This window comes from Cellulomonas hominis, assembly GCF_005239125.1.
Classification (GTDB): domain Bacteria; phylum Actinomycetota; class Actinomycetes; order Actinomycetales; family Cellulomonadaceae; genus Cellulomonas; species Cellulomonas hominis_A.
The window spans coordinates 23,926-49,544 of the sequence record NZ_SZYE01000007.1; the positions used below are offsets into that span (position 1 = coordinate 23,926).

General features: G+C 76.1%; 26 protein-coding genes and 1 other RNA gene. 18 read left to right on the forward strand and 9 right to left on the reverse strand.

The genetic code is table 11. The features are described from left to right. Window positions 1-4 precede the first annotated feature (4 nt). Window positions 5-529 (reverse strand): DUF6328 family protein, encoded by a 525-nt coding sequence (locus FA014_RS02250; protein ID WP_154728091.1) that lies wholly within the window; start codon window positions 527-529, stop codon window positions 5-7. Between the two features lie 218 nt (window positions 530-747). On the opposite strand from FA014_RS02250, the gene ssrA reads away from it, so the two are divergent. After that, window positions 748-1,115: a transfer-messenger RNA gene (gene ssrA / locus FA014_RS02255) on the forward strand. 47 nt (window positions 1,116-1,162) lie between these two features. On the opposite strand, the gene FA014_RS02260 is transcribed toward ssrA, so the two are convergent. Next, window positions 1,163-1,606 carry a MarR family winged helix-turn-helix transcriptional regulator gene (locus FA014_RS02260; protein ID WP_154728092.1) on the reverse strand — a complete coding sequence of 148 codons (444 nt, stop codon included), beginning with the start codon at window positions 1,604-1,606 and terminating at the stop codon, window positions 1,163-1,165. A gap of 46 nt (window positions 1,607-1,652) precedes the next feature. Between FA014_RS02260 and FA014_RS02265 the strand changes: the two genes are divergently transcribed. Further along, entirely contained in the window at window positions 1,653-2,036 is a 384-nt protein-coding gene (locus tag FA014_RS02265) for a VOC family protein (RefSeq protein ID WP_154728093.1), read from the forward strand. Window positions 2,037-2,075: 39 nt separating this feature from the next. On the opposite strand, the gene FA014_RS02270 is transcribed toward FA014_RS02265, so the two are convergent. Next, window positions 2,076-2,507 carry a type II toxin-antitoxin system PemK/MazF family toxin gene (locus tag FA014_RS02270; RefSeq protein WP_154728094.1) on the reverse strand — a complete coding sequence of 144 codons (432 nt, stop codon included), beginning with the start codon at window positions 2,505-2,507 and terminating at the stop codon, window positions 2,076-2,078. A gap of 123 nt (window positions 2,508-2,630) precedes the next feature. On the opposite strand from FA014_RS02270, the gene FA014_RS02275 reads away from it, so the two are divergent. Then, a complete protein-coding gene (locus FA014_RS02275) occupies window positions 2,631-3,407 on the forward strand; it encodes a DUF429 domain-containing protein (protein ID WP_195969126.1) in 777 nt (258 codons plus the stop codon). Here FA014_RS02275 and FA014_RS02280 read toward each other — a convergent pair. Continuing rightward, a complete protein-coding gene (locus FA014_RS02280; protein ID WP_154728096.1) occupies window positions 3,397-4,485 on the reverse strand; it encodes a winged helix DNA-binding domain-containing protein in 1,089 nt (362 codons plus the stop codon). The two genes, FA014_RS02275 and FA014_RS02280, sit on opposite strands and share 11 nt — an antisense overlap. A 46-nt stretch (window positions 4,486-4,531) precedes the next feature. After that, a complete protein-coding gene (locus FA014_RS02285; protein ID WP_154728097.1) occupies window positions 4,532-5,905 on the reverse strand; it encodes an FAD-binding oxidoreductase in 1,374 nt (457 codons plus the stop codon). A 122-nt stretch (window positions 5,906-6,027) separates the two neighbouring features. Here FA014_RS02285 and FA014_RS02290 point away from each other — a divergent pair, with 122 nt between their 5' ends. The 4 genes from FA014_RS02290 (at window position 6,028) to FA014_RS02305 (ending at window position 9,618) form a co-directional block, all read left to right on the forward strand. After that, a complete protein-coding gene (locus FA014_RS02290) occupies window positions 6,028-6,318 on the forward strand; it encodes a DUF1905 domain-containing protein (protein WP_154728098.1) in 291 nt (96 codons plus the stop codon). Window positions 6,319-6,503: 185 nt separating this feature from the next. Then, entirely contained in the window at window positions 6,504-8,201 is a 1,698-nt protein-coding gene (locus tag FA014_RS02295; RefSeq protein ID WP_154728099.1) for a DUF222 domain-containing protein, read from the forward strand. A 63-nt stretch (window positions 8,202-8,264) separates the two neighbouring features. Beyond that, complete coding sequence (locus FA014_RS02300; protein WP_154728100.1) at window positions 8,265-9,200, forward strand: aldo/keto reductase; 936 nt, start codon at window positions 8,265-8,267, stop codon at window positions 9,198-9,200. A 115-nt stretch (window positions 9,201-9,315) separates the two neighbouring features. After that, window positions 9,316-9,618 carry a DUF1905 domain-containing protein gene (locus FA014_RS02305; protein ID WP_154728101.1) on the forward strand — a complete coding sequence of 101 codons (303 nt, stop codon included), beginning with the start codon at window positions 9,316-9,318 and terminating at the stop codon, window positions 9,616-9,618. A gap of 13 nt (window positions 9,619-9,631) precedes the next feature. Here the strand turns inward: FA014_RS02305 and FA014_RS02310 are convergent, their stop codons facing one another. Further along, window positions 9,632-9,979 (reverse strand): CBU_0592 family membrane protein, encoded by a 348-nt coding sequence (locus tag FA014_RS02310; RefSeq protein WP_195969127.1) that lies wholly within the window; start codon window positions 9,977-9,979, stop codon window positions 9,632-9,634. 155 nt (window positions 9,980-10,134) lie between these two features. On the opposite strand from FA014_RS02310, the gene FA014_RS02315 reads away from it, so the two are divergent. From FA014_RS02315 to FA014_RS02325, 3 genes are all read left to right on the forward strand, one after another. After that, on the forward strand, window positions 10,135-11,037 hold the full coding sequence (locus FA014_RS02315; protein WP_154728102.1) for a LysR family transcriptional regulator: 903 nt from the start codon (window positions 10,135-10,137) through the stop codon (window positions 11,035-11,037). A 61-nt stretch (window positions 11,038-11,098) separates the two neighbouring features. Continuing rightward, a complete protein-coding gene (locus FA014_RS02320) occupies window positions 11,099-12,346 on the forward strand; it encodes a flavin monoamine oxidase family protein (RefSeq protein WP_154728103.1) in 1,248 nt (415 codons plus the stop codon). 190 nt (window positions 12,347-12,536) lie between these two features. Further along, the gene (locus FA014_RS02325; RefSeq protein ID WP_154728104.1) at window positions 12,537-12,959 is read left to right on the forward strand and encodes a VOC family protein; all 423 of its coding nucleotides are present in this window, start codon (window positions 12,537-12,539) and stop codon (window positions 12,957-12,959) included. A gap of 18 nt (window positions 12,960-12,977) precedes the next feature. On the opposite strand, the gene FA014_RS02330 is transcribed toward FA014_RS02325, so the two are convergent. Beyond that, window positions 12,978-14,351 carry an NYN domain-containing protein gene (locus FA014_RS02330; RefSeq protein ID WP_154728105.1) on the reverse strand — a complete coding sequence of 458 codons (1,374 nt, stop codon included), beginning with the start codon at window positions 14,349-14,351 and terminating at the stop codon, window positions 12,978-12,980. Window positions 14,352-14,431: 80 nt separating this feature from the next. On the opposite strand from FA014_RS02330, the gene FA014_RS02335 reads away from it, so the two are divergent. Next, window positions 14,432-15,985, forward strand: a complete 1,554-nt coding sequence (locus FA014_RS02335) for a PucR family transcriptional regulator (protein ID WP_154728106.1) — start codon at window positions 14,432-14,434, stop codon at window positions 15,983-15,985. A gap of 1 nt (window position 15,986) precedes the next feature. On the opposite strand, the gene FA014_RS19805 is transcribed toward FA014_RS02335, so the two are convergent. Both FA014_RS19805 and add read right to left on the reverse strand, forming a co-directional pair. After that, window positions 15,987-16,445, reverse strand: a complete 459-nt coding sequence (locus FA014_RS19805; protein WP_195969128.1) for a PPC domain-containing DNA-binding protein — start codon at window positions 16,443-16,445, stop codon at window positions 15,987-15,989. A gap of 2 nt (window positions 16,446-16,447) precedes the next feature. Then, complete coding sequence (gene add / locus FA014_RS02345) at window positions 16,448-17,467, reverse strand: adenosine deaminase (RefSeq protein WP_154728108.1); 1,020 nt, start codon at window positions 17,465-17,467, stop codon at window positions 16,448-16,450. 373 nt (window positions 17,468-17,840) lie between these two features. Between add and FA014_RS02350 the strand changes: the two genes are divergently transcribed. From FA014_RS02350 to FA014_RS02380, 7 genes are all read left to right on the forward strand, one after another. After that, entirely contained in the window at window positions 17,841-18,911 is a 1,071-nt protein-coding gene (locus FA014_RS02350; RefSeq protein WP_195969129.1) for an ABC transporter substrate-binding protein, read from the forward strand. Beyond that, window positions 18,908-19,765: an ABC transporter ATP-binding protein gene (locus tag FA014_RS02355; protein ID WP_328288165.1), complete on the forward strand. Its 858-nt coding sequence runs from the start codon at window positions 18,908-18,910 to the stop codon at window positions 19,763-19,765. Before FA014_RS02350 ends, FA014_RS02355 begins: the two co-directional genes overlap by 4 nt. Continuing rightward, window positions 19,762-20,547 (forward strand): ABC transporter permease, encoded by a 786-nt coding sequence (locus FA014_RS02360; RefSeq protein ID WP_230322796.1) that lies wholly within the window; start codon window positions 19,762-19,764, stop codon window positions 20,545-20,547. Before FA014_RS02355 ends, FA014_RS02360 begins: the two co-directional genes overlap by 4 nt. After that, window positions 20,544-21,335 (forward strand): ABC transporter permease, encoded by a 792-nt coding sequence (locus FA014_RS02365; protein WP_154728110.1) that lies wholly within the window; start codon window positions 20,544-20,546, stop codon window positions 21,333-21,335. The genes FA014_RS02360 and FA014_RS02365 overlap by 4 nt, the downstream gene beginning before the upstream one ends. Continuing rightward, window positions 21,332-22,951 carry an N-acyl-D-amino-acid deacylase family protein gene (locus tag FA014_RS02370; RefSeq protein ID WP_230322797.1) on the forward strand — a complete coding sequence of 540 codons (1,620 nt, stop codon included), beginning with the start codon at window positions 21,332-21,334 and terminating at the stop codon, window positions 22,949-22,951. Before FA014_RS02365 ends, FA014_RS02370 begins: the two co-directional genes overlap by 4 nt. Further along, on the forward strand, window positions 22,948-24,168 hold the full coding sequence (locus FA014_RS02375; protein WP_154728111.1) for an alanine racemase: 1,221 nt from the start codon (window positions 22,948-22,950) through the stop codon (window positions 24,166-24,168). The genes FA014_RS02370 and FA014_RS02375 overlap by 4 nt, the downstream gene beginning before the upstream one ends. A gap of 78 nt (window positions 24,169-24,246) precedes the next feature. Next, window positions 24,247-25,455, forward strand: a complete 1,209-nt coding sequence (locus FA014_RS02380; RefSeq protein WP_154728112.1) for an amidohydrolase family protein — start codon at window positions 24,247-24,249, stop codon at window positions 25,453-25,455. Window positions 25,456-25,619: the final 164 nt, after the last annotated feature.

The following is a 25,619-nucleotide window of genomic DNA, read 5'->3' on the forward strand; positions in this document are numbered from 1 at the left end:
CGGGTCAGTCGCCCTCGCGCCGCGCCCGGTGCGACAGCCGCAGCGGCAGCACCAGCCACACCAGCGCCAGGCCGGCGAGCGTGGCGCACCCGGCGACCCAGCCGGCGGTCCGGCCCACGACCACGTCGAACAGCAGCAGCGCCGAGCCGGCGAGCACCAGGGCGAGCGCGGCGAGCCCGGTCTGCGCCATCCGGTCCGCCGAGTCGACCAGCTCCCGCTTCAGGTGCCGGCGGAACAGGATCCGGTGCAGCGACACCGGCGCCACGATGAACCCGGTCGCCGTCACCGCCAGCACCACCAGGACCAGGTAGACGCCCTTCTGGTAGTCGTCCAGGTCGAGGAAGCGCTGCTGGAAGGGGACCGTCAGCAGGAAGCCGGTGAGGATCTGCACGCCGGTCTGCGCGACGCGCAGCTCCTGGAGCAGCTCGTTCCAGTTCCGGTCCATCCGCTCGGTCGGGGTCTCGTGGCGGCCGTCGCGGGGGTCGGCGTCGCGGTCCTCGGGGCGGGTGGTGTCGGCGTGCTGCGGCATGGTCGGTCCTTCGCGTGGTGCGCTCCGCCCCGGGTCCTCCGCGGCGTCAGGGCCGATGGTGCCGCGACCGCTCGCGCGCCGCAGGTCGAGCGGGTGCGGCCGTGGGAATGACGGTGCGGTCGTCCGCGTTGGACACGTATGCTGGACCTGCTGCAGCCGACGGCCGGGAGCCCCACGGGGTGATCGGACGGGGGCGGCGGCGATTGACAACTCCACATGGGGGTGATCGGTTTCGACGGTGATCGTCGAGCCAGGAGAAGCGGGCCGAGGACACACGGTTATCTCGCTAACGCTCCGTGTAAACCCATAGGTGCCGATAACAAGCGCACCGACTTCGCCCTCGCCGCCTGAGCGAGCCTCGAAGTCCGTCAGCCTGAGCTAGCTTCCGACTCAGATCCTGGCGTCAGCTAGGGAGCCACTGCTCGCAGTCCTCGTCATCGGGGCTGCGGGGACTTTCAGGTGACTGAGCCCGTCCGCGACTTGTCTGCGTGATCGCGGGGGCTGAGAAAAGCAGCTGCAGACTGCGCCCGGAGAAGCCCTGGTTCCACGTCATCGGACGCGGGTTCGATTCCCGCCACCTCCACTCGAGTGCCGAGAGGCCCGTCCCCGTCCCGGGGGCGGGCCTCTCGTGCGTCACGCGTCGCCGAGCAGCGCGTCCCGGCCGGCGGTGAGCGCGTCGCGCAGGGCGGTGCGCTGCGCGGGGTCGAGGCCGGACAGCATCCGGGCGGTGACCCCGGCGACGCGTTCCTGTGCCGCGGCGAGGGCCTCGTCGCCGGCGCGGGTCAGCAGGGTGGCGCGCTCCCGCCGGGGCCCGGGCTCCTGGGCGCGCTCGACCAGCCCGTGCCGCTCCAGCCCCTGGACCAGGACGTTCATCGACTGCCGGGACACGAACGTGCGCCGGGCCAGCTCCGAGCCGGTGATGCCCGGCTCCGCGTGCAGCGTGCTCAGGCAGGCGTACTGCGACACGGTCAGGCCGAGCGGCCGCAGCACCTCGTCCATCCGCTGGTTCAGGGCGGCCTGCGTGGCCTTGAGCAGGATGCCGAGCTCCTGGGCGAGCGCGGCGTCGGTGTCGTTCATGTCAGCATCTTGACATACCCCCGGGTGTTGGTGTCAGGATGTTGACATGAACACAGCGACCGTCCGCACGTCCGGACCCGACTTCGTCTCCTTCCAGGTGCGCGACCTCGCCGCCTCGGCCGACTTCTACGAGCGGCTCGTCGGGCTCACCCGGCTCCCGGCGCCGAACCCGCAGGCCGTGGTCTTCTCCGACGGCGCCGTCTCCTTCGCGGTGCGGGAGCCGTTCCCGGGGGTGGACCTCGACGCCGTGGGGCAGCTCGGCGCCGGCGTGGGGGTGTGGTTCCACAACCCGGACGCGGCGGGGCTGCACGCGCGGCTCGTCGAGGCCGGCGTGCCCGTCGTGCAGCCGCCGTCCGAGACGCCGTTCGGGACGACGTTCGCGTTCCGCGACCCCGACGGCTACGTCGTGACGGTCCACTCGAAGGCCTGATCGCCCGGCCCGGACGAGGGCTCGGCGCGGCGCCCGGCGTCACCCCAGGTGGCGCGCCGCGTCCTCGTACCACCGGAGCCACGCCGCCCCGGCGTCCCCGGTCCGCCGCCGCAGCGCCGTCCGCCGCAGCTCCATCGGGCGCAGGTCCACCCAGCCCCGCCGGTCCAGCCCCGGGAGCGTCCCCGGCGACCGCGCGTAGCCGTCCCGCCCGTCCTGGTCCTGGGACGTCAGCCGCACGACCGTGCACCGTCGGCCGCGCGCTGACAGCACGACGACCGGCCGGTCCTTCGCGCCGGTCCCGTCCCGGAACGGCACCATCGCGAACCACACGTCGCCGCGGCGCGCCCGGGGCGCCCCGGCGCGGCCGAGCAGCCGCAGCACCAGGGCGACCGCGCCGACGACCAGGACCAGCAGCCACGGGCGGTCGGCGACGAGGTCGGCGAGGGCACCGGGCACGAGCTGGTCGGTCATGCAGGGGAGTGTGGCAGGTCGGCGGACCGTGGCCCGCCGGTCCGGGAGCGAGCGGCGGGCCGGCCAGGCGTCGACCGCCGACGGCGCGCCTCCTCCTCGGGCGGGCGCGGCAGACTGGCGGGCGTGACGACCCCCGCCCTGCACGTCGGCCTCGACCTCGCGTGGTCCACCGGCGTCACCGGTCTCGCGGTCGTCGACGACGCCGGGCACCTGCTCGACTCCGGCTCGTGCCGCACGGACGACGAGATCGCCGCCTGGCTCGCGGGGGTCGGCGGGCCGCTCGCCGTCGTCGGCGTCGACGCCCCGCTGGTCGTGCCCAACGCGACGGGTCAGCGCGAGGCGGAGCGGGCGATCGGCCGCGCGTTCGGTGCCTACGGGGCCTCGGCGCACACCGCCAACCGGGGCACCTTCGGGGGAGCCGACCCGCGGGCGTGGCGGCTGGCCGAGCGGTTCGGCTGGGCGACGGACCCGGCCACCCCGGTCGGCGCCGGTCGCACGGTGTGCCTCGAGGTGTACCCGCACCCCGCGCTGGTCGCCCTGTTCGGGCTGCCCTACCGGCTGGACTACAAGAAGGGCCCGCGCGAGCGGCGGCAGCCCGGGTTCGCGGCGCTCGTCGCGCACCTGGAGTCGGTGCCGGAGCTGCGGGTGGGGGAGAGCCCGCGGTGGCGGCACCTGCGCGCGGTGGTCGCGGACCCCGGGCCGGGCGACCTCGACCGGGTCGAGGACGAGCTCGACGCCGTGGTGTGCGCGCACCTCGCGTGGCTGTGGCACCACCGGCCGGGGTCGCTGGTGGTCTACGGCAGCGCCGCGGGCGGGTACGTCGTGGCGCCGCCGCCGCCCGCGCACCCCGCGGTCCGGCCACCGCGCCCCGGGTCCGCGCGCGCCGCCGTCAGCGGCTGAGCGTCACGGTCCCCGGGTCGAGGTCGAGGAACGCCGCCATCCGGGCGCCCTCCGCCAGCACGTCGTCCTCGGTGCCCGCGGGCAGCGGTGCCAGCGGCCGCACGGCGAGCACGCCGCCGTCCACCGTCCAGGTCGCGGCGACGAACCCGTCCACCAGCACGGTCGCGTGCACCATCGAGTACCCCGGCATGACGGTGGTGCGGAACGGCTCGGGCAGCAGGCGGGTGCGGTCGCGGTGGCCGAGCACGGCGTTGTCGAACGACGCGAGGAACCGGACCGGGGCCGGCCCGTCCTCGTCCGCCGTCGCGGCGTCCGGCGTGTCGAGCAGCTCGGCGCCGTCGGGGCCGCGGTACGTGCGCAGACCGCTCCGCAGGTCGTCGACCACGGGGCCGAGCCGGGTCAGGCCGGTGAACGTCTGCAGGTCCATGACGGACGCCGGCCCGAAGGCGGCCAGGTAGCGGTGCACCAGTGCGGTGAGGTCCGGCGCCCGCATCGGTGCGCCGAGCCACGTCGCCGCGTCCGCGACCCGGATCGACCGCCGGCTCCACCACGACCCGAACGCCGACGTCGCGGGGCCGTGCACCACGGGCCAGCGCGCCTCGACCGCCGCGGCGAGGACCGCGCCGCGGCGGCCCGGCCAGCGTGCGGCGAGCGCCGCCCCGAGGTCGCGCCGCGGCACCAGGTCGTCGCCCAGCACCTCCCGGGCGAGCGCCACCAGCTCGGCCGGGTCGATCCCGTCGCTCTGCTGCCGGTAGTACGTCGAGCGCGCCAGGCGGTCGAGCACCGGCGCGACCGTCGGCCGCAGCCACGGGAAGTCGTCCGCCGTCACGAGGTGCTGCGTGCCCCGCAGCAGCGGCCCGCGCACGAGCGCCCGGGACCCGACCGCCGCCTCCAGGTCCGCGCGCGCGAACCCGGCGACCCGGGACCACAGGGCGGCGAACACCCAGTTCGGCTCCTGCGCCTGCACCGCGAGCAGCCGCGCGACGGCCACGGTCACCGGCAGGTCCGCGCGCGCGTCGAGCAGCTGGCGGCGCAGCAGGGTCCGGTTGAGCCGGCGCAGGGTGAGCGTCGTCGTCATCCCGGCACCGTCCCACGCGACGACGTCCGGGGAGTCCGGTGCGGCGTCACCCGGCCGGCGGCACGTTCTGGTTCCGCCGGAACAGGTTGCCCGGGTCGTACGCGGCCTTGACGGCGGCCAGCCGGTCCCAGGTGGCACCGGGGTAGGCGGCGCGCACCCGGTCCGGGCCCTCGTCGCCGAGGAAGTTCACGTACGCGCCCGCGTCGCCCTGGTCCAGCACGGCCGCGGTGCCCTCGACCCACGCGGCGCGCGCAGCCCGGTCCTCCGGGTCGGTCACGAACGCCGCCACGTTGCCCATCAGCCGGCTCGACCGGTGCGCGAACGCGGTGGCGTCGGCGGGCACGCGCGCGATGGCGCCGCCGAGGGCGCGGAGCTGGACCACCCGCATCCCGTCGGTCTGCTCCAGCCGCCCGACCAGCGCCTCCGCGAGCGGCCGGTCGACGTGGTCGAGCAGCAGCGTCCGCGCGACGGCGGTCGGGCGGTACCCGGGGTCGGCCGGCGGGAACAGCTCCGGGTAGGCGACCGGCCGGACCAGGTCGGCGATCGGCTCGGCGAGCGCCCGGATCGGTGCCAGCGCCGCGTCGGCGGCCTCCGGTGGCCCGGACCAGCAGACCAGCGCCATGACCACGAGCGAGCCGTGGTGCTCCGGCGGGACGAACGGCAGCGGCGGGCAGGGCATCACGTTCACGATCGCGGTCAGCTCGTCCGGGCCGGCCTGCAGCGCGCCGAGGAACCCGGACACCACCGGCGCCGTGGCGGGCAGCAGCAGCATCCCGCCCGTCACGCCGTCCAGCGGGTGCAGCCGGAACCGGAACCGCGTCACGACGCCGAGGTTCCCGCCGCCCCCGCGCAGCGCCCAGAACAGGTCCGGGTGCTGCTCCGCGTCCGCGCGCACCACCCGCCCGTCGGCGAGCACCACGTCCGCGGCGAGCAGGTTGTCCACCGTCAGCCCGTGCGCCCGGGACAGGTAGCCGATCCCGCCGCCCAGGGTGATCCCCGAGACGCCGACGGAGCCGGTGTCGCCGAACCCGACGGCCAGCCCGTGCGCGGCCGTCGCGACGGAGGTCTCCCCGGCGGTGGCGCCGGCCTCCACCCACGCGGTGCGGTCGCCCGGGTCGACGTCGACCGCGCGCATGTCCCGCAGGTCGATCACCAGGCCGTCGTCGACGGTGCCGTGCCCGGCGCCGCTGTGCCCGCCGCTGCGGACCGCGAGCGGCAGCCCCGCGTCCCGGGCGAACGCGACGGCGGCGGCGACGTCCGCGTCGTCGAGCGGCCGCGCGATCACGGCCGGGCGGGGTTCGACGCCGCCGAGCACGACCACCCGGAGGTCGTCGTACCCGGGGTCGTCCGGCTCCACGAGGCGACCCGAGAACCGGGACCGCAGGGCGTCGAGGTCCTGGGTGCTGGGCGATGCGCTCATCGCGGCGCTCCTCTGCACGGCGGCGGGGACGACTCCCAGGGTTCTCCCGCTCGTCGCGCGGCAGCAAGGGGTTTGCGCGCCGGATCGGTGCGAGCCGGGGCGGGGCTCCGTACCCTGGCGCGATGGACCTGCGGTTCCGCGGCGAGATCGTCCACTGGCGTGGTCCGGCGCCCTACCACTTCGTCGCCGTCCCCGCGCCCGAGGCCGACGAGCTGCGCGCGGCGTCCTCCCTGGTCTCCTACGGCTGGGGCGTCATCCCCGTCGCCGTGACCCTCGGGCGGACGCGGTGGCAGACCTCGTTGTTCCCGAAGGACGGCGGGTACCTCGTGCCGATCAAGGACGCGGTGCGGCGGGCCGAGGGCGTCGAGCTGGGGGACCGGGTGGACCTGCGCGTCTCCGTCGCGGTGCGCTGAGTCTCAGGGAGGATGGCGGGTGACCGTTCCCGCGCCGCCCGCGGGCGCGCCGACGCTTCGCCGCCACGCTCGCGGGCCGGGATCGGTGGGGCGCGGAACCGACCACAGGCGCCGGGGGTGTGCGTCGTCCCCAGGGGCGGGCGCGTGGACCGGGTGGTGTCGGTGGTCGTCGATAGGGTCTTCGCATGGTTGACCTGCAGCGATGCACCGATGGCGACGTGGTCGCCGCCGCCGTGCTGCCGGTCTACGGGGACGACGGGACGTGCCTGACCGACTACGGGCCGGACCCCGTGGTGGCGGCCGGCGGGTCCCCGCGGACGGCCGGGCAGCGGGAGGCCGAGGCGATCGCGTCCTGCCCGCCCGGGCCCGAGCTGGAGGCCTGGCTGCGGGGGCTGGACCTGACGGTGCTGTCGCCGCTGATCCTGCTCGAGGTGGTCGCGGCGCGGGCCCGGATGGAGGCCTACCAGCACGCGGCCACGCTGGAGGCGATCGCGGAGCTCGCGGGCCGCCCGGAGATGAGCCCGGACTGGTCCCCGCTGGCCGGGGCCCCGCCGGTCCGGTCCTCGGTGGCCGGGGACGAGCTGTCCGCGCGGCTCGGCTGGTCCAGGGGTACCGCGAGCGCCGCGGTGCACCGGGCGCTCGTGCTGAACGGCATGCTGGCCTCCACCGGCGAGGCGCTGGCCGTCGGGCACGTCGACGCAGCCAAGGCCGAGGTCCTCGCGAGCGGCCTGACGGACGTGCCGTGGCAGGCCGCGCACGCCGTGGAGGACGCGGTGCTGCCGGACGCGGACCAGTGCTCGGTGGCCCAGCTCCGGCAGCGCGTCGAGCGCGAGATCCGCCTGGTCGACCCCGAGGGTGCAGCCGGGCGGCACCGCCGCGCCCGGTGCACCCGGCGGGTGACGCACCCGCGGCAGCGGCCGCACGGGATGGCCGCGATGTGGGTCGTGCTCGGTGCGGAGGACGCCACCCGGGTCGACGGCGTCCTCGACCACGCCGCCCGCGCGGCGCAGGCCGTCGGCGACCAGCGGACGCTGGACCAGCTGCGCGCCGACGGCCTGCGCGACCTGGTGGTGGGGGACGTGCCGCCCGTCGACGGGCCGGCGGTCGAGGTGCACCTCGACCCGCCCGTGCCGGTGCCCGCGCGGCGCAGGTCCGGCCCCGAGCTGGTGACCACCATCCGCCGGGCGCCGCGGCCCGCTCAGGCCGCGCCCCGCCCGACCGCCACGCTCGTGCCCGTGGGGCCACCCGAACCCGCCGTGCCCGGCCTCGTGCCCGCAGCCACCGCCCCGACCGCCCTCGACCCCGTAGCGCCGCGTGCCGGTCGCTGCGGTTGCGCCCGCCCCGGTGCCGAGGTCCGCGTCACCGTCTCCGCCGCGACGCTCCTCGGCCTCGACGACGCCCCCGCCGACCTGGACGGGTACGGTCCGATCGACGCCGTGCGCGCCCGCGCCCTGGCCGCCGGCGGGGTGTGGCGGCGCGTGGTCACCGACCCGCGCACCGACCGGGTGCTGGACCTCGGGCGCGAGCGCTACCGGCCCAGTGCTCCGCTGGCCGAGCTCGTCCGCGCCCGCGACCGCACCTGCACGTTCCCCGGGTGCACCGTCCCGGCCCGCCGCGCCGACCTGGACCACACCGTCGAGTACCACCCGCCACCCGGCGCGCCCCCGGACCGACCCCTCGGTCGCACCGACGCCGACAACCTCGGGCCCGCCTGCCACCGCCACCACCGCCTCAAGACCGACGGCGGCTTCCGGCTGCGGCAGATCCAGCCCGGTCTGTTCGAGTGGATCACCCCGACCGGGCACCGGTACCTCGTGCGCCCCGGCACCGGGCGGACCCACGACGCGACCGCCGACGCGCACGACGACCCGCCGCCGTTCTAGGCTCGGTGCGAGCGCCGCGGCTCCGGCCGGGCCTCGTCGTCACCGCCGACCCGAGGGACCAGCATGAAGACGTTCACCCTGCCCGGAACCGACATCGTCGCGCCGAACGTGATCCTCGGCCTGATGCGCATCCAGCAGAAGTCCGACGACGAGGTGCGGGAGCTCGTCCGCACCGCGCGCGACGCGGGGATCGCGTTCGTCGACCACGCCGCCGTCTACGGCGACGAGAAGCACGGCTGCGAGGCCCGGTTCGCCGAGGCGCTCGACCTGACGCCGTCCCAGCGCGACGAGTTCGTCATCCAGACCAAGGCCGGGATCATCAAGGACGGCCCGTACTTCGACTTCTCCTACGAGGAGATCGTGTCCTCCGTCGAGGGCTCGCTGCGCGCGCTGCGGACCGACCACGTCGACATCCTGCTGCTGCACCGGCCGGACGCCCTGGTCGAGCCCGACGAGGTCGCGCGGGCGTTCGACGAGCTCTCCGCCGCCGGCAAGGTGCGCGCGTTCGGCGTCTCGAACCACACCCCGCAGCAGATCGAGCTGCTCAAGCGGTCCGTCCAGCAGCCGCTGGTGGTCAACCAGCTGCAGCTGAGCATCACGCACGCGCCGCTGATCGCCCAGGGGGTCGCCGCGAACATGGCGGCGCTCGACCAGTCGATCTCCCGGGACAACGGCCTGCTCGACTACTGCCGGTTGCACGACATCACGGTGCAGGCGTGGTCGCCGTTCCAGAAGGGCTTCTTCGACGGGGTGTTCCTCGGCGACCGCGAGGCCTACCCGGAGCTGAACGACGTGCTCGACCGGCTGGCGGACAAGTACGGCGTCACGCCGACCGGCATCGCGGTCGCGTGGATCACCCGGCACCCGGCCCAGATGCAGGTGGTGCTCGGGACGACGACGCCGTCCCGGGTGACCGAGTCGGCGGCGGGCTCCGAGGTGCCGCTCACGCGGGCGGAGTGGTACGAGCTGTACCGCGCCGCGGGCCACACCGTCCCGTGACCTGACCGTCGGGAGGCCGGGATCCGCTGCCGGCGCAGGAGCGCCCGTTCGCTCGGGCGCTCCTGGGCGCCTTCGACCCCCGGCCGGTGTCGGCGGCGTGCGGCAGCATCGGGGCATGACCTTCGACTTCGAGGCCCCGCTGTGGGTGTGGGAGGCCCGGCGCGCCGAGCGCTGGACCTTCGTCAGCGTCCCGGAGGACGCGTCCGACGAGATCCTCGAGCGGGCGGGCGCGTTCGCGCGGGGGTTCGGGTCGTTGCGCGTCGAGGTGACCGTCGGCGGCACGACCTGGCGGACGTCGATCTTCCCGGACAGCGGGAAGCGGGCCTACTCGCTGCCGATCAAGAAGGCCGTGCGGGCCGCGGAGGACCTGGAGGTCGGCGGGCCCGTGCGCGTCCGGCTGCGGGTGCTCGACGTCTGACCGCGCGGCGGCCTCAGGCGGCCAGGTCGACCACGCGCGCCGGCACCGGCTCGACCGCGACGGCCGGCACCTCGGCGACCTGCGCCCCCGCGCGCTCCGCGGCCTCGCGCTGCCGCTGCCGCCGGGCCTTCAGCACGACCGCGACGGCGTGCGCACCGACGACCGCCCACACCGCGTTCGTGACGACCGACGGCCACACCCCGCTGCTCGCCGCGACGAGCCCCATGAACAGCCCGGAGACGACGTTCGCGAGCTGGTACCGGCCGGACGTGGGGGCCCACTTCCCGCGGGTGACGAGGACGTAGGCGACGAGGCACGTGACCGCGCCGACCCAGCCGAGCGCGGTGACGAGAGCGGACACGGGCGTACTCCTGGCAAGGCGGAGGGGTGGGTGGAGGACCGGCCGCGCGGGGGTCCCGCGGCTCGCCGGCAGCAGAATCATGCGGCCAGATCGGGTTCAGCACAATCGAATGATGTTGCGACAGGGATGCAGCAGAACTGAATTAGGATGAATCGGTGCCGACCGACCCCCGCCGCCTCGCCGTCCTGCTCGCCGTGCACCGCGCCGGCGGGGTGCTCGCCGCCGCCGACCTGCTGCACGTGACCCCCTCGGCGGTGTCCCAGCAGATCGCCCGCCTGGAGGCGGAGGAGGGCGTCGCGGTCCTCGACCGCAACCCCCGCGGCGCGACCCTGACGGCCGCCGGCCGCATCCTCGCGGAGGCTGCCGAGCGCATCGAGTCGGAGCTCGTCGAGGCGCGCAAGTCGCTCGCGGAGCTCGGCGGCGAGCTGTCCGGCCGGGTGACGGTCGCCGCGTTCCAGACCGCCATCCGCGCCGTGATCGCCCCGGCGTTCGCGGTCGTGGCGGAGCACCACCCCGGAATCGAGCTGCTCATCGAGGAGCGCGAGCAGGGCGAGTCGATGCGCCGGCTCCGCGAGGGCGACGCGGACATCGTGCTGCTGGAGCGGGACGAGGACGCGGACACGCACGTGCCGCGCGGGCAGCGGGACGTCGTGCTGCTGGAGGAGCCGTGGCGCCTGGTGCTGCCGGGTGCGGTCGCGACGCCCACGCAGCTGTCCGACCTGACGGGCGTCACGTGGCTGGCGGCCGAGCCGCAGACCGCCGCCGCGCGGGCGATGGGCCGGGTCACCGCGGCGCTCGGGCCGGTGACCTCCCGGCACCTGTACTACGACTTCGACGTCGCGCTCGCGCTGGTGGCCGCGGGGCAGGGCGTCGCGCTGCTCCCGGCGCTGGCCCTGCAGGGGGAGCTGCCGGACGGCGTCACGGTCGCGACGGTGCCGGGCCTGGGGTCGCGCCGGCTCGTCGCCCGGCACCGCGCGACGCGGCGCGAGCCCGGGCCGGCGGTGGTGGCGGTGATCGACGAGCTGCTCGCGGTGGCGTCGGGCATCGACCTGGTGTGACGGCGGAGCGGCCCGCGGGGCCCGCCGGGCGCCGCACTCACCGGGCACCTAGGCTCCCGGCATGGACTGCGACGTCGTGGTGGTCGGGGCCGGACTGGCCGGTCTGACCTGCGCACGGACCCTGCACGCGCGCGGGCTGGACGTGCGGGTGCTGGAGGCGGGCCCGGCCGTCGGCGGGCGGGTGCGCAGCGAGCAGGTCGACGGGTTCACGCTCGACCGCGGGTTCCAGGTGATCAACCCGGCCTACCCGGCGCTGCGGGACACGGTCGACGTCGACGCGCTCCGGCTCCAGCCGTTCCTGCCCGGTGTCGCCGTGCGGCGGGACGACGGGCTGGCGGTGCTGGCGGACCCCCGGCGCGCCCCGGCCCGGCTGCGCGAGACGCTCGGCAGCGGCTACATCCGGGTCGGGGAGCTCGCGGCGCTCGCGCGCTGGGCGGCCCCGGCGCTCGGACCGGTGCGCGCGCTGGAGTCGGGCCCGGATGTGACGCTCGCGGAGTCGCTCACCGCGGCGGGCGTCGACGGGCGGCTGCGGCACGAGGTGCTGGAGCCGTTCCTCGCGGGGGTGCTGGCCGACGAGTCCGGCGCGACGTCGGCGACGTTCGCCCGGCTGGTGGTGCGGTCGATGCTGCGCGGGACGCCGGGCCTGCCGGTCGGGGGCGCGGGTGCGCTGCCCGCGCTGCTCGCGGACGGCCTGCCGCACGTGGCGACCGGCGCGCGCGTCACGGCGGTCGAGCGCGCCGACGGCGGCCGTGCGGTGCAGGTCGATGGCAGCCGGGTGCGGGCGCGGGCCGTGGTCGTCGCCGCGGACCCGGTCACGGCGGCCGCGCTCGCCGGGGTCGACGCACCGCCGATGCGCGGGCTCACGACGACCTGGTGGGCGGCCGAGGGCATCCCGCGGGTGGACGCGGTCGTCGTCGACGGCCGGCGGCGCGGGCCCGTGGTCGACGCGGCGCTGATCTCGGCGGCCGCCCCGTCGTACGCTCCGGCGGGCGCCCAGCTGGTGCAGGCGACGTCGGTGCTGCCCTCGGGGCCGTGGGACGCCGCGGCCCGCCCGGACCCGGCGGAGGTCCGCCGGCAGGCGGGGGAGCTGCTGGGCGCCGACCCGCGCGGCTGGCGGGAGCTCGCGACCCACGAGATCGCGCACGCGCTGCCCGCCGCGACGCCGCCGCTCCGGGTGCGCAAGCCGGTCGACCTCGGTGACGGGCTGTACGTGTGCGGCGACCACCGGGACACGCCGTCGCAGCAGGGCGCGATCGCGTCGGGCCGGCGGGCGGCGCGGGCGGTCGCCCGGCGGCTGCTGGGGGCGTGACGCCGCGGCCTCGACGCCACCCGGTCGTCGCGTCGCCACCGGACCGGTCGGAGGGCGACGCGACGATCGGGTGGGGATCCGAGGCGGAGCGGGCCGAGCGCCCCCGGAGTGGGTGTTGACGGCGCGAGCCCGGCAGCGGCAGTGTGAGCCAGATCACATCGAGTCGATCGTCCCGGAGCAGGAGACCGCCATGGCCACGCGCCTCAACCCGTACCTCGGCTTCCGTGACACCGCGCGGCAGGCGATGGAGTTCTACCGGTCCGTGTTCGGCGGCGAGCTCACCGTGAGCACGTTCGGCGACTTCCAGGCGAGCGACGACCCCACCGAGAAGGACAAGGTCATGCACGCCCAGCTCGAGACCCCCGGCGGGCTCGTGCTGATGGCGGCCGACACCCCGAACGCCATGCCCTACACCCCGGGCGACGCCTTCTCGGTGTCGCTCAGCGGAGGCCCCGCCGAGGAGGCCGAGCTGCGCGGGTACTGGGAGAGGCTCGCCGACGGCGGGAACGTCGTCGAGCCCCTCGCCACGGCGCCGTGGGGCGACGCCTTCGGCATGGTCACCGACAGGTTCGGCACGATGTGGCTGGTGAACATCGCGGGGAACGCCGGCTGACCCGTCGGCCCGCGCGGGTCAGTCGTCCAGGTCGTCCAGCAGGCCGCCGCCGACCCAGTCGTCGATGGCGATCTCGTCGGCCTCGGTGAGCTCCATCCGCGCGCCGCGGCACAGCCCGACGACGTTGTCCGCCCACGCCTCGGCCACGTCGACCGCGGTGACCGTCTCGTCCAGCTCCAGGCCGACGTAGAGCACGCCGGAGATGACGGTGTTGACGGTGGAGCGCCCGACGGCGGCGCCGGCGGCCTGGCACGCGTCCCGGACCCGGCGGGCCGTGGCGGTGCGCTCGAACGGGTGGGCGCGCACGTCGTCGGCCAGGGCGGTGAGCAGCACGCGGTAGTTGTCCCGGCTGAGCCCCGGCGTGTCGGTGACCGCCACGACCTGGCGCTGCAGCGCGGTGGCGTCCGTGCCCGCGGGGCCCTCGGCGGCGGCCCCGGGCAGGTCGGCCTCGCCGAACCGCTTCGGGTCCCAGACGTAGCCCGGGGAGGGGCGCGCGGCGACGCCGAGCTCCGGCACGGCCTGGGACAGCCACGGCAGGAACCCGCCGGTGCCGGCCCACCGGGTGCTGGGCAGCGTCGGGTCGGCCTTCTGCGCGGCCTGGGCGACGGCGCCGGTCGGCACGGGCCGGTCGGCGGACCGCACGCGCTGGAGCACGGCGCGGCGGGCGGCCAGCGAGCCGGGGGCGGCGGGGGAGACGGGCTGCTCGTCGCGCCGCCCGGTACCGCGGGACCCGGATCCCGACGCGGCGGGCTCCGGCGCCGCCGCGGCGGCCTGCTCGGGCTCGCCGGTCGTCGGCGCGGGCTCGGCCGCGGGCGCGGGCTCGGTGCCCTCGGCGGCGGCCTGGCCGGCGGTGACCAGCTCGGCCAGGTCGTCGGCCGTGATCACGGTGTCGGCGACGGCCCGGTACGCGCTGGCGGCGGGGCTCGCGGTGATGATCGTGACCCGCCGGTCGGCGGCGCGGCACCGCTGCACGAGCGGCGTGAAGTCGGCGTCGGCGGACACGATGACGAACTCGTCGTACCGGGTGTCGGCGTCCAGTGCGTCGACGGCGTCGAGCACGAGGTTGATGTCCGCGCTGCTCTTGCCCTGCTGGGTCAGCGACGGGCAGTCGACGACCTGGAACCCGGCGCGGGTGAAGTTCGGCCGGAACCGGCTGAAGACCGAGGGGTTGAGGTAGCAGGCCCGCACCAGGAACCGGCGGGTGAAGTCGCCGTCGGCGTCGCTGCCGCTCTCCAGCTCGGCGAGCCAGTGCCCCGGGTCCGTCGCGAACGCCTCCGCGGCGTCCGGGTCCAGGCGGCGCAGGCCGATGTAGACGTTGTCGAAGTCGACGAACATCGCCGTGCGCAGGCGGCGCGGCGTGTCGAGGCGGCTGGGGTCCAGTGCTGACGTCACGGCGCCATCCTGCCGCGAATCCCGTCCGTCCGCTGCGCTCGTACACTGTCCCGGTGCCGAGCGGGACCAGGTGGTGAGCAGTGGACGTCCGTGACCTCCTGGCCGCACCCGACCTCGGGCTGAGCGTGGTGGCGGCCGAGCCGGACGCCCTCGACCGCCCGGTGACCGCCGCCTACATCACCGACCTGCCGGACCCGTCGCGGTTCCTGTCGACCGGCGACGTGGTGCTCACGAGCGGCCTGTGGCTCGACCGCCCGGACGGCGCGGCGACGTTCCTCGGCGCCCTGGCGCAGCAGAACGTGGCGGCGCTGATCATCGGGCTCATCGAGATCGGCGTGATCCCGGACGAGGTCATCGCCGTGTGCCGCGCCCGCGGGCTGACCCTGCTGACGGTGTCGCCCGGGGTGTCGTTCCGGCGGATCGCCGACGAGATCGCCGCCCGCCAGCCGGGGTCGGCCGCGGGGCTCGCGAGCCGGACCATGCGGTTCAGCCGGCGGATCGCCGACACGGTGTCCCGCGGCGGCGGGGTCGCCGAGCTGCTGGCGCAGTTCTCCGCGGAGTTCGCGGTCGGCTGCTGGGTGATCGACGAGACGGGGATGCTGCTCGCGACCGCGGGCGCCGCGCCCGACCGCGCGCAGGTCGCCGAGCAGTGGAACGCCGTGATCGCCCGCGAGCACGAGAAGCGGGTCATCCTGCCCGGCGAGGGCACCGAGCACGGGCCGGCGACGATCGTGCGCACCGGCGCGCGGGACCGGTCCGGGTTCTTCGGCTGCTGGGGCGACCACCGGTCGTTCTCCGACGAGGTCGCCCTCGCGCTGGACGCCGTCGTCGGCGCGCTGCGGGTCGAGATGGAGCTGGCCGCCCGGTGGCGCGAGACCCGGGACGCGCAGGTCGCGGCGCTGATCACGGCGATCCGCGACGCCGAGGCGTCGCCCGGCGCGATCTCCGCCCGGATGCGCCTGGAGGGCATGGCGCCGTCGGACGAGACGACGATCGTGGCGGCCCGGGTCGACGACCCGCGGTTCCCGCGCGCCGCCGTGCTGGAGATGCTGCAGCGCACCCTGACCGCCCGGGGGCACCGGGTGCTGGGCTGCCGGTTCGACGACCAGGCGATCCTGCTGGTCAACGGCGCGGGGGAGGACGAGCGGCCGCTGGCGGACCACCTGGCCGAGGAGTACCTGCTGCTGCTCGACGGCCGGCAGCTGCGGGTCGGCATGAGCGACCCCGTCAGCGGGGTCAGCCGGCTGAACTCGGCGATCGCCACGGCCGTCGAGCGGGTGCAGAACGCCTCGGGCCCCGAGCCCGTGGTGGTGTCGACGTCGCTGCACGTGCAGACCCACCGGGCGCTGCTGCGGATGCTGGGGGCGAGCACCCGGTCCGGCTACGCCCGCGAGGTGCTGGCGCCGCTGCTGTCGTACGACGAGCGGCACAACGCGGACCTGGTGGGCACGCTGCGGGCGTTCCTCGACGGCGGCGGGGCGTGGCAGGAGACGGCGCGGCAGCTGCACCTGCACACGAACACGCTGCGCTACCGGATCGCCCGCATCGAGGAGCTGACCAACCGGGACATGAGCACCATGTCCGACCGGGTCGACCTGTTCCTCGCGATGACCTGCCTGGACGAGACGGACTGACTCAGGCGAACCGCATCGTCGGGATGCCGTACGCCCGCGGGTCGGGGACGCGCAGCATCGCCGGTGCGACGACCTCCTCGATGAGCACCTCGACCGTGTAGTGGGTCTCGGCGCCGAGGACGTGCCCGGCGAACCCCGCCGCGGCCGCGTTCTTCACCCCGACGGCCAGGTGCAGGTGCGGGGTCGCCACGCCGGCGTCCGCGTCCCACAGGATCGTGCCGCTGCCGATGCCCTCGGTGTAGGTCACGGTGACCTCCTGGGGGAGCGGCGGCTCCTGGTCGTCGACCGGCACGTCCGCGGCGATGAACCGCGCGGTGCGGAAGGCCCCGGAGAACACCGGGACGAACCCCTGGCGGATGCCGTGCTCCCGGCACGCCTCCGCGAGCGAGGCCAGCACCTCGTCGCCCGGCTCCAGCACGACCGCCAGGCGCCGGCCGGTGGTCACCTCGCTGCTCTGCACGCTCAGACCGCCGCGGGGTCGAGGGCGAGCGCGGGCACCGCGGCGCCGATCTGCTCGGCGTGCGCGCGGATCTCGGCGAGCAGCGCGGCCTTGCCGGCGTCGGGCAGGAAGGACGACGCCACCGCGTTGGCGGCGAGCACGCCGACCTGGTCCTCGGTGACGGTCCCCGCCGCGACCAGCGCGCGCACGTTGTCGTCCAGGTAGCCGCCGAAGTAGGCCGGGTCGTCCGAGTGCACCGACGCCCGCAGGCCCTCGTCGAGCATGACCGCGATCGGGTGGTCGGCGAGGTCGGGGCCGGCGGTGCGCAGGGCGAGGTTCGACAGCGGGCACACGGTGAGCGGGGTGCGGGTGGCGCGCAGGTGCGCGACCAGCTCGACGTCCTCCAGCGCCCGGTTGCCGTGGTCGATCCGCTCGGCGCCGAGGATGTCCAGGGCCTCCCAGACGTAGTCCGGCCCGCCCTCCTCGCCCGCGTGGGCGACCCGGCGCAGGCCCTCGGCGGCGGCGCGCTCGAACACGTCGCGGAACAGCGCCGGCGGGAAGCCGACCTCGGTGGAGTCCAGCCCGACGGCGATCAGGTGCTCGCGGTGGGGGAGGACGGCCTCCAGCGCCGCCATCGCGGCGTCGGGGCCGAGGTGCCGCAGGAAGCAGGCGATCAGCCCGCCGGACATGCCGTGGGCGGCGCGGGCGTCGGCCAGCGCGGCGGACAGGCCGAGCAGCACGTCCTCGACCGGCACGCCGCGCGCGGTGTGCGACTGCGGGTCGACGAAGATCTCGGCGTGCCGGACGCCGGCCGCCGCGGCGCGCGCCAGGTACGCCGCGCCGAGGTCGTGGAAGTCCTGCCGGGTGCGCAGCACGTCGAGGTTCGCGTAGTACACGTCCAGGAAGTCCTGCAGGTCGCGGAACGGCGCGCCCCGGCCGGCGCCCGCGGGGACGGGCAGCCCGTTGCGGTCAGCCAGCGCGCGGATGAGGTCGGCGTCCAGCGTGCCCTCGATGTGCACGTGCAGTTCAGCCGTCGGCCACACGTCCTGCTCCCGGTCGTTCGTCGGTCGTCGCGGACAGGTGGTCCACGCTTGCCGGGAAGCCAACCACAGGCCCGTGGCCTGGGGCCTCGTGCGATCCACCAACGACCGGGCCGCCCCCGGGCGCCCTGCGCTGGGTGATCCGCCGGGCGCGCCACCACCGGCCTCCGCCGTGTGACGCGCACGTGACGCGCTCGGTGGGTCGCACAACGGACCGCACCGCTGGGGCGGGGGGAGTTCGGAGGATCCCACATGGCGACGGCCGAGCCCGGACCTGTCGAATGGGAGCAGTCGCCGGGTCGCCCCGGTGCGACCCTCCCCCTGGCACCGCGGCCGCCCGAAGCTGCGGGCGCCGCACGACGTGAACGAGGTTGACGTGACCCGCTCCTTCACCGCGCGCCCCGGGCGCCGGATCGCCGGCCTCGCCGCCGCCGTGGCCGCCGCCGGCCTGCTGCTCTCGGCCTGCTCCTCCGACGACACCGCCGGTTCGACCGGCGACGCGTCGGGCGACGCCGGGTCGTTCGACGCGGTGAGCGTCCAGCTCTCCTGGCTGAAGAACCAGCAGTTCGCCGGCGAGTACCTCGCGGTGGAGGACGGCCTGTACACCGACGCCGGCTTCGCGGACGTGACGCTGACCGCGGGCGGCTCGTCGGCCACCAGCGCCGAGGCGGCCGTCGCCTCCGGCCAGGCGTTCGTCGGCCTGTCCTCCCCGCTGATCACCGCCCCGGCGATCCAGAGCGGCGCCGCGCTGAAGATCGTCGGCGCGACGTACCAGCAGAACCCGTTCGCGCTCGTGTCGGCCGCCTCGGCGCCGATCGCCGGCCCCGACGACCTGGCGGGGAAGACCATCGCGGTCTCCGACTCGAACACCCTGGTGTGGAACGCGTTCCTCGCCGCGAACGACATCGACGCCTCCGAGGTCACCACGGTGCCGCTGTCCGACACCTCCATGCTGACCACCGGCCAGGTGGACGGCTTCATCGGCTACACCACGACCGGCGCCGCCGCGCTGGCCGCGGCCGGCTTCGAGGCCACCGAGTTCCTGCTCGCCGAGAACGGCCTGCCCATGGTGGGCGAGGTGCTGGTCACCTCCCAGGAGGCCATCGACGAGCGTCCCGAGGAGGTCAAGGCGTTCCTGCTCGCCACGGCCGAGGGCTGGCGCGCCGCGCTGGACGACCCGGAGCGCGCCGTCGACCTGACCGTGAACACCTACGGCAAGGAGCAGCAGTACGACGCCGACGCGATCGCGCTGTCCTTCGACCGCCAGGCCACGCTGATCGAGTCCGACGACACCGCCGCGAACGGCCTGCTCACCATCAGCCCCGAGCTGCAGGAGGGCACCATCGCCTCGCTCGGCTACGCCGGCGTCGACATCGCCGCCGACGAGCTGTTCGACCTGTCGCTGCTCGACGAGGTGTACGCCGAGAACCCGGACCTGCTGTCGTGACCGACCCCCAGACCACGCCCGCCCCCGCGCTGCCGGCCCCCTCGGCCGCGGGGGCGGGCGTGCCCACGTCGGTCGCCGAGCCCGGCATCGAGATCACCGGGCTCGGCAAGGAGTTCCGCTCCGGCCGGCGCTCGGTGACCGCGCTGGAGGACGTCAGCCTGTCCACCCCGCGCGGGTCCTTCCTGTCGCTGCTCGGGCCGTCCGGCTGCGGCAAGTCGACGATCCTGCGCATCCTCGCCGGGCTCGAGACGCCGACGTCCGGGACGGTGGCCGTCAACGGCACGCCCGTCGCGACCGGGAAGCGCGCCGACGGCATGGGCATCGCGTTCCAGGACCCGGCGCTGCTCCCGTGGCGCTCGGTGCAGAAGAACATCCGGCTGCCGCTGGAGATCCAGAAGCGCGCGGACGACGGGATCGTCGACGAGCTGATCGAGCTGGTCGGTCTGACGGGCTTCGAGAAGGCCCGCCCCGCGCACCTGTCCGGCGGCATGCGCCAGCGCGCGTCGATCGCCCGGGCGCTCGCGGTGCGCCCGGACTTCCTGCTGCTGGACGAGCCGTTCGGCGCCCTGGACGACATGACCCGGCAGCGCCTGAACTTCGAGCTGCAGCGGATCTGGACCGAGCGCTCCGCGACCACGCTGATGGTCACGCACGGCATCGCCGAGGCCGCCCTGCTCTCGGACCACGTCGCCGTGATGTCCGCGCGCCCGGGCCGGATCGTCGAGATCGTCGAGATCCCGTTCGAGCGGCCGCGCACGCCCGAGATGATGCGGACCCCCGAGTTCCACGAGGTGGTCGACCACCTGTCGGGGCTGCTGTTCTCGCCGGGGTCCGCGGGCAAGGGCGTCGAGTGAGCGTCGCGCTCGCGCGGTTCCGCGGCGCGCTGGCGCGCCCGTGGGTCGGCGGCACCGTCGGCATCGTGCTGCTGATCGCCCTGTGGTGGGCGATGACCGCGAACCTGGAGAACAGCACGTCGTTCCCGTCGCCGGTGGACGTGGCCCGCTCCGCGGTCGCGGACGGCTGGCCGTTCTACGAGGCGAACGTCGTCCCGACGCTGACCCGCGCCGCCCAGGGCTACCTGTGGGGCAACCTCGCCGGCCTGGCGCTGGCGGCGGTCGTGCTGGTCGTGCCGCGGCTGGAGGACGTGATCACCCAGCTCGGCGTGATCTCGGCGTGCCTGCCGGTCACCGCGATCGGCCCGATCGTCATGGTCATCTTCGGGGGCCGCGCCTCGTCGATCTTCCTGGGCGCCCTGCTCGTCTTCTTCACCACGCTCGTCGGCGCCGTCCTCGGGATGCGCTCCGCGAGCCGCAGCTCGCTGGACCTCGTCGCCGCGTACGGCGGCGGCCGGTGGACGCAGATCCGCAAGGTCCAGCTCATGTCGGCGCTGCCGGCGATCGTCACCGCCCTGCAGGTGGCGGTCCCGGCAGCGCTGCTCGGCGCCGTCGTCGGGGAGTACCTCGGCGGCATCGACGCGGGCATCGGCGTGGCGCTCAACGCGGCGCAGCGCCAGATCCAGCCCGACCGGGTGTGGGCGCTGAGCATCCTGGCCGGTCTGATCGCGCTCGGCGGCTACGCGCTCGTCGGGCTGGTCGGGCGGGTCCTGACCCCCTGGGCGAAGGAGACGCGCGGATGAGCGGCGGGACGGGGCGGTTCATCGGCCGCCGGGTCTGGACGCTGGGGCTGGCGGTCGTCGTCGCGCTCGCGGTGTGGGTCGCCGTGCTCGAGGTGTTCGACGTCAGCCCGCTCATCGGCAAGCGACCGTGGGACGTGTTCGACTACGTCGTCACCGCCGAGGGCGCCGCCGAGCACCGCGCGACGATCGCCGCCGACCTCGCGGTCACGGTGCGGGACGCCGGCATCGGGTACGTCGTCGGCCTCGCCGCGGCGTTCGGCCTCGCGGTCGTGTTCTGCGTGTCGCCGGTGCTGGAGCGCATCGTCATGCCGACCGCGATGGTGCTGCGGTCGATCCCGCTCGTCGTGCTCACGCCGCTGATCACGCTGATCTTCGGCATCGGGCAGGCCGGCGTGACCGCCATCGTGATCCTCGTGGTGTTCCTGCCGGCGCTGGCGAACATCCTGTACGGCCTGCGCAGCGTCTCGGGCGAGCACCGGGACCTGGTGCTCGCGTACGGCGGCTCGTCGTGGACGGTGCTGCGCAAGGTCGCCCTGCCGGCGGCCGTGCCGTCGACGCTCGCCTCCGCGCGGATCGCGGTCCCGTCGGCGGTCACCGGCGCGATGATCGCCGAGTGGCTGTCGACCGGCGAGGGCCTGGGCGGGGCCATCTCGAAGGCGGCGGGCTCGTTCGGCTACGACGCGATGTGGGCCTCCGCGATCACCGTCGCGGCCGTGACGATGCTCGCCTACGCGGTGCTGAGTGTCGTGGACACCCTGGTGCAGGAGCGGATCGGGCAGCTGTCGTGACCGACGTGACGCTGGTGCTGCGCGGCGGGACCGTCGTCGACGGCACCGGCGCGGCACCGGTCGTCGCCGACGTCCTCGTCGCCGGCGACCGGGTCGCGGCCGTCGGCGCCGGCCTCGCCGCCACGGCGCCCGCCGCGGCGCGCGTGGTCGACGCCGCCGGGCTCGTCGTCGCGCCGGGGTTCATCGACGCGCACACCCACTCCGACGTCGTGCCGTTCATGGCCCAGCCGCAGCCGTTCAAGGTGCTGCAGGGCGTCACCACCGAGGTGGTCGGCAACTGCGGGAACTCCGCGGCGCCGCTGGTGGACGAGCGCGCGGTCGAGCTGCACCGGCCGATCTCGTCGACCGTCGCCGCCGGGGTGTCCTCCTGGCCGCGGACGTTCGGGGAGTACCTGGACGCGGTCGAGGAGCACGGCCCGACGACGCACGTCGCCTCCCTGGTCGGGCACCACACGCTGCGGATCAGCGCGAACGGCATGGCCGAGCGGCTCGCGCCGCGCGCGCTGGACCGGATGGCGGAGCTGGCGGACGCCGCGTTCGCGGACGGCGCGTTCGGGTTCTCGACCGGGCTGATCTACGCGCCGGGGGTGTACGCGGACACCGACGAGGTCGCCGCGCTGGCCGCCGTCGCCGCCCGCTGGGGCCGGCCGTACGCCACGCACATGCGCGACGAGGGCGACGGCCTCGCGGCGTCGCTGGCGGAGACGTTCGAGGTCGCGCGGCGGACCGGGGTCCGGGTGCAGGTGTCGCACTGCAAGGCGGCGGGCCGCCGGAACCACGGCCGGGCCGGCGAGCTGCTCGCCGCGCTCCGCGCCGCGCGCGCGGCGGGGATCGACGCGCACGGCGACGCCTACCCGTACACGACGGGGGAGAGCTTCCTCACCGCGCTGCTGCCGGCCGAGGCGCAGGTGGGCGGGCGGCCGGAGCTGGTGCGCCGGCTGGCCGACCCCGCGACGCGCGCGGCCCTGCTCGCCCGGGCCCTCGCCGGCGGCCCCGGCGCCGGCTCGTGGACCCAGACCACCGCGGCGGGCGTGCTGCTGAGCATGCACACCGACGCGTCGCTGCTGGGCCGGAGCGTCGCCGACGTCGCCGCCGAGCGAAGCCTGACGGCCTGGGACGCCCTGTGCGACCTCGTGCTCGCCGACCCCGGCGCGATGATGGTCTACGAGCTGATGGCCGAGGACGACGTGCGCGCGATCCTGGCGGACCCGCTGATCGCGATCGGCTCGGACAACTCGGTGCCCGTGGGCAACGCGCACCAGCGCGGCTGGGGCTGCTTCCCGACCGTGCTCGGCCGGTACGTGCGCGACCTCGGCGTGCTCGACCTGGCGGAGGCGGTGCGCAAGATGACGTCGCTGCCCGCCGACGTGCTGGGGCTGCCCGACCGCGGGCGGCTGGTGCCGGGCGCGATCGCCGACGTCGCGGTGGTCGACCCGGCCACGGTCGGGCACCCGGGGACGCCGCAGCGGCCGTGGGAGCGGCCCACCGGCGTCGTGTGCACGGTGCTGGCCGGGACCGTCGTCGTGGACGGCGGGGAGTTCACCGGCGCCCGGGCCGGGCGGGTGCTGCGCGCGGGCCGGCCGGAGCCCGCCGGGCGCGCGGGGGTGCGCGCGTGACCGGCCGGCACACCGCCGCGGCCGGGACCCCGGCCGGGGGCACCGCCGCCGTCGCCGCCGCGGACCTCGAGCTGCCCGCCATGCTGCTGCGCGACGACGCGATCGCGCACAACCTCCGCGCGATGGCCGACTGGTGCCGCGCCGCGGGCGTCCAGCTCGCGCCGCACGCCAAGACGCACATGTCCCGCGACCTGGTCCGCCGGCAGACCGCCGCCGGCGCGTGGGGGTTCACCGCCGCGACCCCCGCGCAGGTCCGCACGCTCGCCGGCTGGGGCGTGGGCCGGGTGCTGCACGCGAACGTGCTGGTCGACCGCGGGTCGATCGCCTGGGTGGCCGAGCACCTGCTCGCCGCCGGCTCGGCCACCGAGTACCTCTGCTACGTCGACAGCGACGCCGGGCTGGACCTGCTGCTCGCCGAGCTCGACCGGCTCCGGCCCGACCGGCCGCTGCCGCTGCTGCTCGAGCTCGGCTTCCCCGGCGGCCGCACCGGCGTGCGCGACGACGTCGCCGCGCTCGCGCTGGCCGGGCGGGTCGCCGCGGCGGAGCGGGTCCGGCTCGCGGGCGTCGCGGCGTTCGAGGGCCTGATGCCCGTCGGCGACGACCCCGGTGCGCCGCCCGGCGCGGCCGACCTGCTCGCCCGCGTGCGGGCGCTCCTCACGGCGGTCACCGAGCAGGGGCTGGTGGCGGGCGTGCCCGTCGTCACCGCGGGCGGCTCGTCGTACTTCGACCTGGTGGCGCGCGAGCTCGGGCCGGCGATGTGGGACCGTCCGGTCACCACGGTGCTGCGGTCCGGCTGCTACGTCACGCACGACCACGGCGTGTACCGGCGCACCTCGCCGCTGGGCGCCGACCGGGGGAGCGCCGCGCTGCGGCCCGCGTTCGAGCTGCGGGCGTCCGTGCTGTCGGCGCCGGAGGACGGGCTGGTGATCGCCGGGTTCGGGCGCCGCGAGGTGCCGACGGACGACCGGCTGCCGGTCGTGCTGGGCGTGGCGGCGGCCGCGGCGGACACCCCGGCCCCCGACGTGCGCGGCTGGCGGGTCACCGGCGTCAACGACCACCACGCGTTCCTCCGGGTGCCGCCGGGCACCCGCGTCGCCCCGGGTACCGTGCTGCGGCTGGGGATCAGCCACCCCTGCGGCGCGTTCGACCGGTGGCGGCACCTCCCGCTCGTGGACGCCGCGGACCGCGTGATCGGCGAGATCACCCCCCGCCTCTAGGGCGCCGCCGCGCCCGCCCGACCACCGCCGGGGCCCGACCGGACCCGGCCCGCACCACCCGCGAAGGACCCGATCGCCATGACCGACAGCACCCCCGAGCACGTCCTCGACGGCCTCCCGCTCTGGGACGGCGAGCGCGAGGTCGGCCCCGCCCGCCTCGTCTGGTCGGGCGACGAGATCCTCGCCGTCGACCAGGCGCCGGCGCGGCACGCGGACCTCAGCGTCGTCCCGGGCCTGGTCGACACGCACGTGCACCTCGGCTACCCGGCGGGCGGCCCTGCCGCGGACCCGTCGGCGTGGCCGATCCTCACCCCGCCGGAGGAGCGCTCGCTGCACGTCGCCGCCAACGCGCTGCGCTGCGCCCGCGCCGGCGTGACCACGGTGCGCGACCTGGCCGCCGACTCGATCCAGCTCGCCGTCGGCCGCGCGTTCGACTCCGGGGTGCTCGCCGGGCCGCGGCTGCTGTCGCACGGCCAGGTCGGCATGACCGCCGGGCACGGCGACCTGTTCGTCCCGCCGCACTACCCGCACCGGCCGCCGACCGCCGACAGCCCCGACGAGTGCCGCCGGCTGGTCCGCGTCTGGGCCCGGTCCGGGGCGGCGGGTGTGAAGATCTACACCTCCGGCGGCGTGCTCTCCATGGGCGACAAGGTCGGCTGGCGGAACCAGACCACCGAGGAGATCCGCACCACGGTCGACGAGGCGCACGCGCTCGGCATGCTGGTCGCCGCGCACACGCACTCCGCCGAGGGGCTCGACATCGCGCTCGCCGAGGGCGTCGACTCGATCGAGCACGGCACCGCGATCGCCGAGCAGCACGTCGCGGCCCTCGTGGAGCGCGATCTGCCCGTCGCGCCGACGCTGCTGATCAACGACATCATCGCCGAGGCCCGCCGCCCGGTGTCCGCCGAGGCGCAGGCGAAGGCCCGCGACGTCGTCGCGCTCCGGGACGCCGGGTTCGCCCGCGCGGCCGAGGCGGGCGTCCGGTTCGTGCTCGGCACCGACGCCTCCGGGCAGTTCGTCGGGTTCGGCGACCAGATGGAGGAGGTCCGCGCGATGGCGGCGATGTTCGGCTGGACGCCCGCCCGGGCGCTCGCCGCCGCCACCTCGGACGCGGCCGACGCGATCCGGATGGGGTCGGTCACCGGCCGGCTCCGCCCCGGGCTGGGCAGCGACTTCGTCGTGCTGCGCGGCCGGCCCTGGGAGGACGTCGACGCGCTGCGGGTGGAGAACATCGTCGCCGTGGTGTCGCGCGGCCGGGTCGTCGCCGGCGCGCTGCCGGCCTGACCGGCGGGCAGGATGTCCGGCATGCCGACCCGCGCCCCCGCCCGGACCCGGGGCGTCCTCGCCCGGGCGACCGCCCTCGCGGCGCTGCCCGCGCTCCTGCTCGCGGCGTGCGGGCCGTCGGGCGACCCCGACCCCGACCCCGAGCCCGCGGCGCGGACCACGTC

Bases quoted from the DNA above. Each gene is read 5' to 3' on its own strand.
- FA014_RS02250 (WP_154728091.1), bottom strand. From the start codon at position 529: ATGCCGCAGCACGCCGACACCACCCGCCCCGAGGACCGCGACGCCGAC.
- FA014_RS02260 (WP_154728092.1), bottom strand. From the start codon at position 1,606: ATGAACGACACCGACGCCGCGCTCGCCCAGGAGCTCGGCATCCTGCTC.
- FA014_RS02265 (WP_154728093.1), top strand. From the start codon at position 1,653: ATGAACACAGCGACCGTCCGCACGTCCGGACCCGACTTCGTCTCCTTC.
- FA014_RS02270 (WP_154728094.1), bottom strand. From the start codon at position 2,507: ATGACCGACCAGCTCGTGCCCGGTGCCCTCGCCGACCTCGTCGCCGAC.
- FA014_RS02280 (WP_154728096.1), bottom strand. From the start codon at position 4,485: ATGACGACGACGCTCACCCTGCGCCGGCTCAACCGGACCCTGCTGCGC.
- FA014_RS02285 (WP_154728097.1), bottom strand. From the start codon at position 5,905: ATGAGCGCATCGCCCAGCACCCAGGACCTCGACGCCCTGCGGTCCCGG.
- FA014_RS02290 (WP_154728098.1), top strand. From the start codon at position 6,028: ATGGACCTGCGGTTCCGCGGCGAGATCGTCCACTGGCGTGGTCCGGCG.
- FA014_RS02295 (WP_154728099.1), top strand. From the start codon at position 6,504: ATGGTTGACCTGCAGCGATGCACCGATGGCGACGTGGTCGCCGCCGCC.
- FA014_RS02300 (WP_154728100.1), top strand. From the start codon at position 8,265: ATGAAGACGTTCACCCTGCCCGGAACCGACATCGTCGCGCCGAACGTG.
- FA014_RS02305 (WP_154728101.1), top strand. From the start codon at position 9,316: ATGACCTTCGACTTCGAGGCCCCGCTGTGGGTGTGGGAGGCCCGGCGC.
- FA014_RS02320 (WP_154728103.1), top strand. From the start codon at position 11,099: ATGGACTGCGACGTCGTGGTGGTCGGGGCCGGACTGGCCGGTCTGACC.
- FA014_RS02325 (WP_154728104.1), top strand. From the start codon at position 12,537: ATGGCCACGCGCCTCAACCCGTACCTCGGCTTCCGTGACACCGCGCGG.
- FA014_RS02365 (WP_154728110.1), top strand. From the start codon at position 20,544: ATGAGCGGCGGGACGGGGCGGTTCATCGGCCGCCGGGTCTGGACGCTG.
- FA014_RS02380 (WP_154728112.1), top strand. From the start codon at position 24,247: ATGACCGACAGCACCCCCGAGCACGTCCTCGACGGCCTCCCGCTCTGG.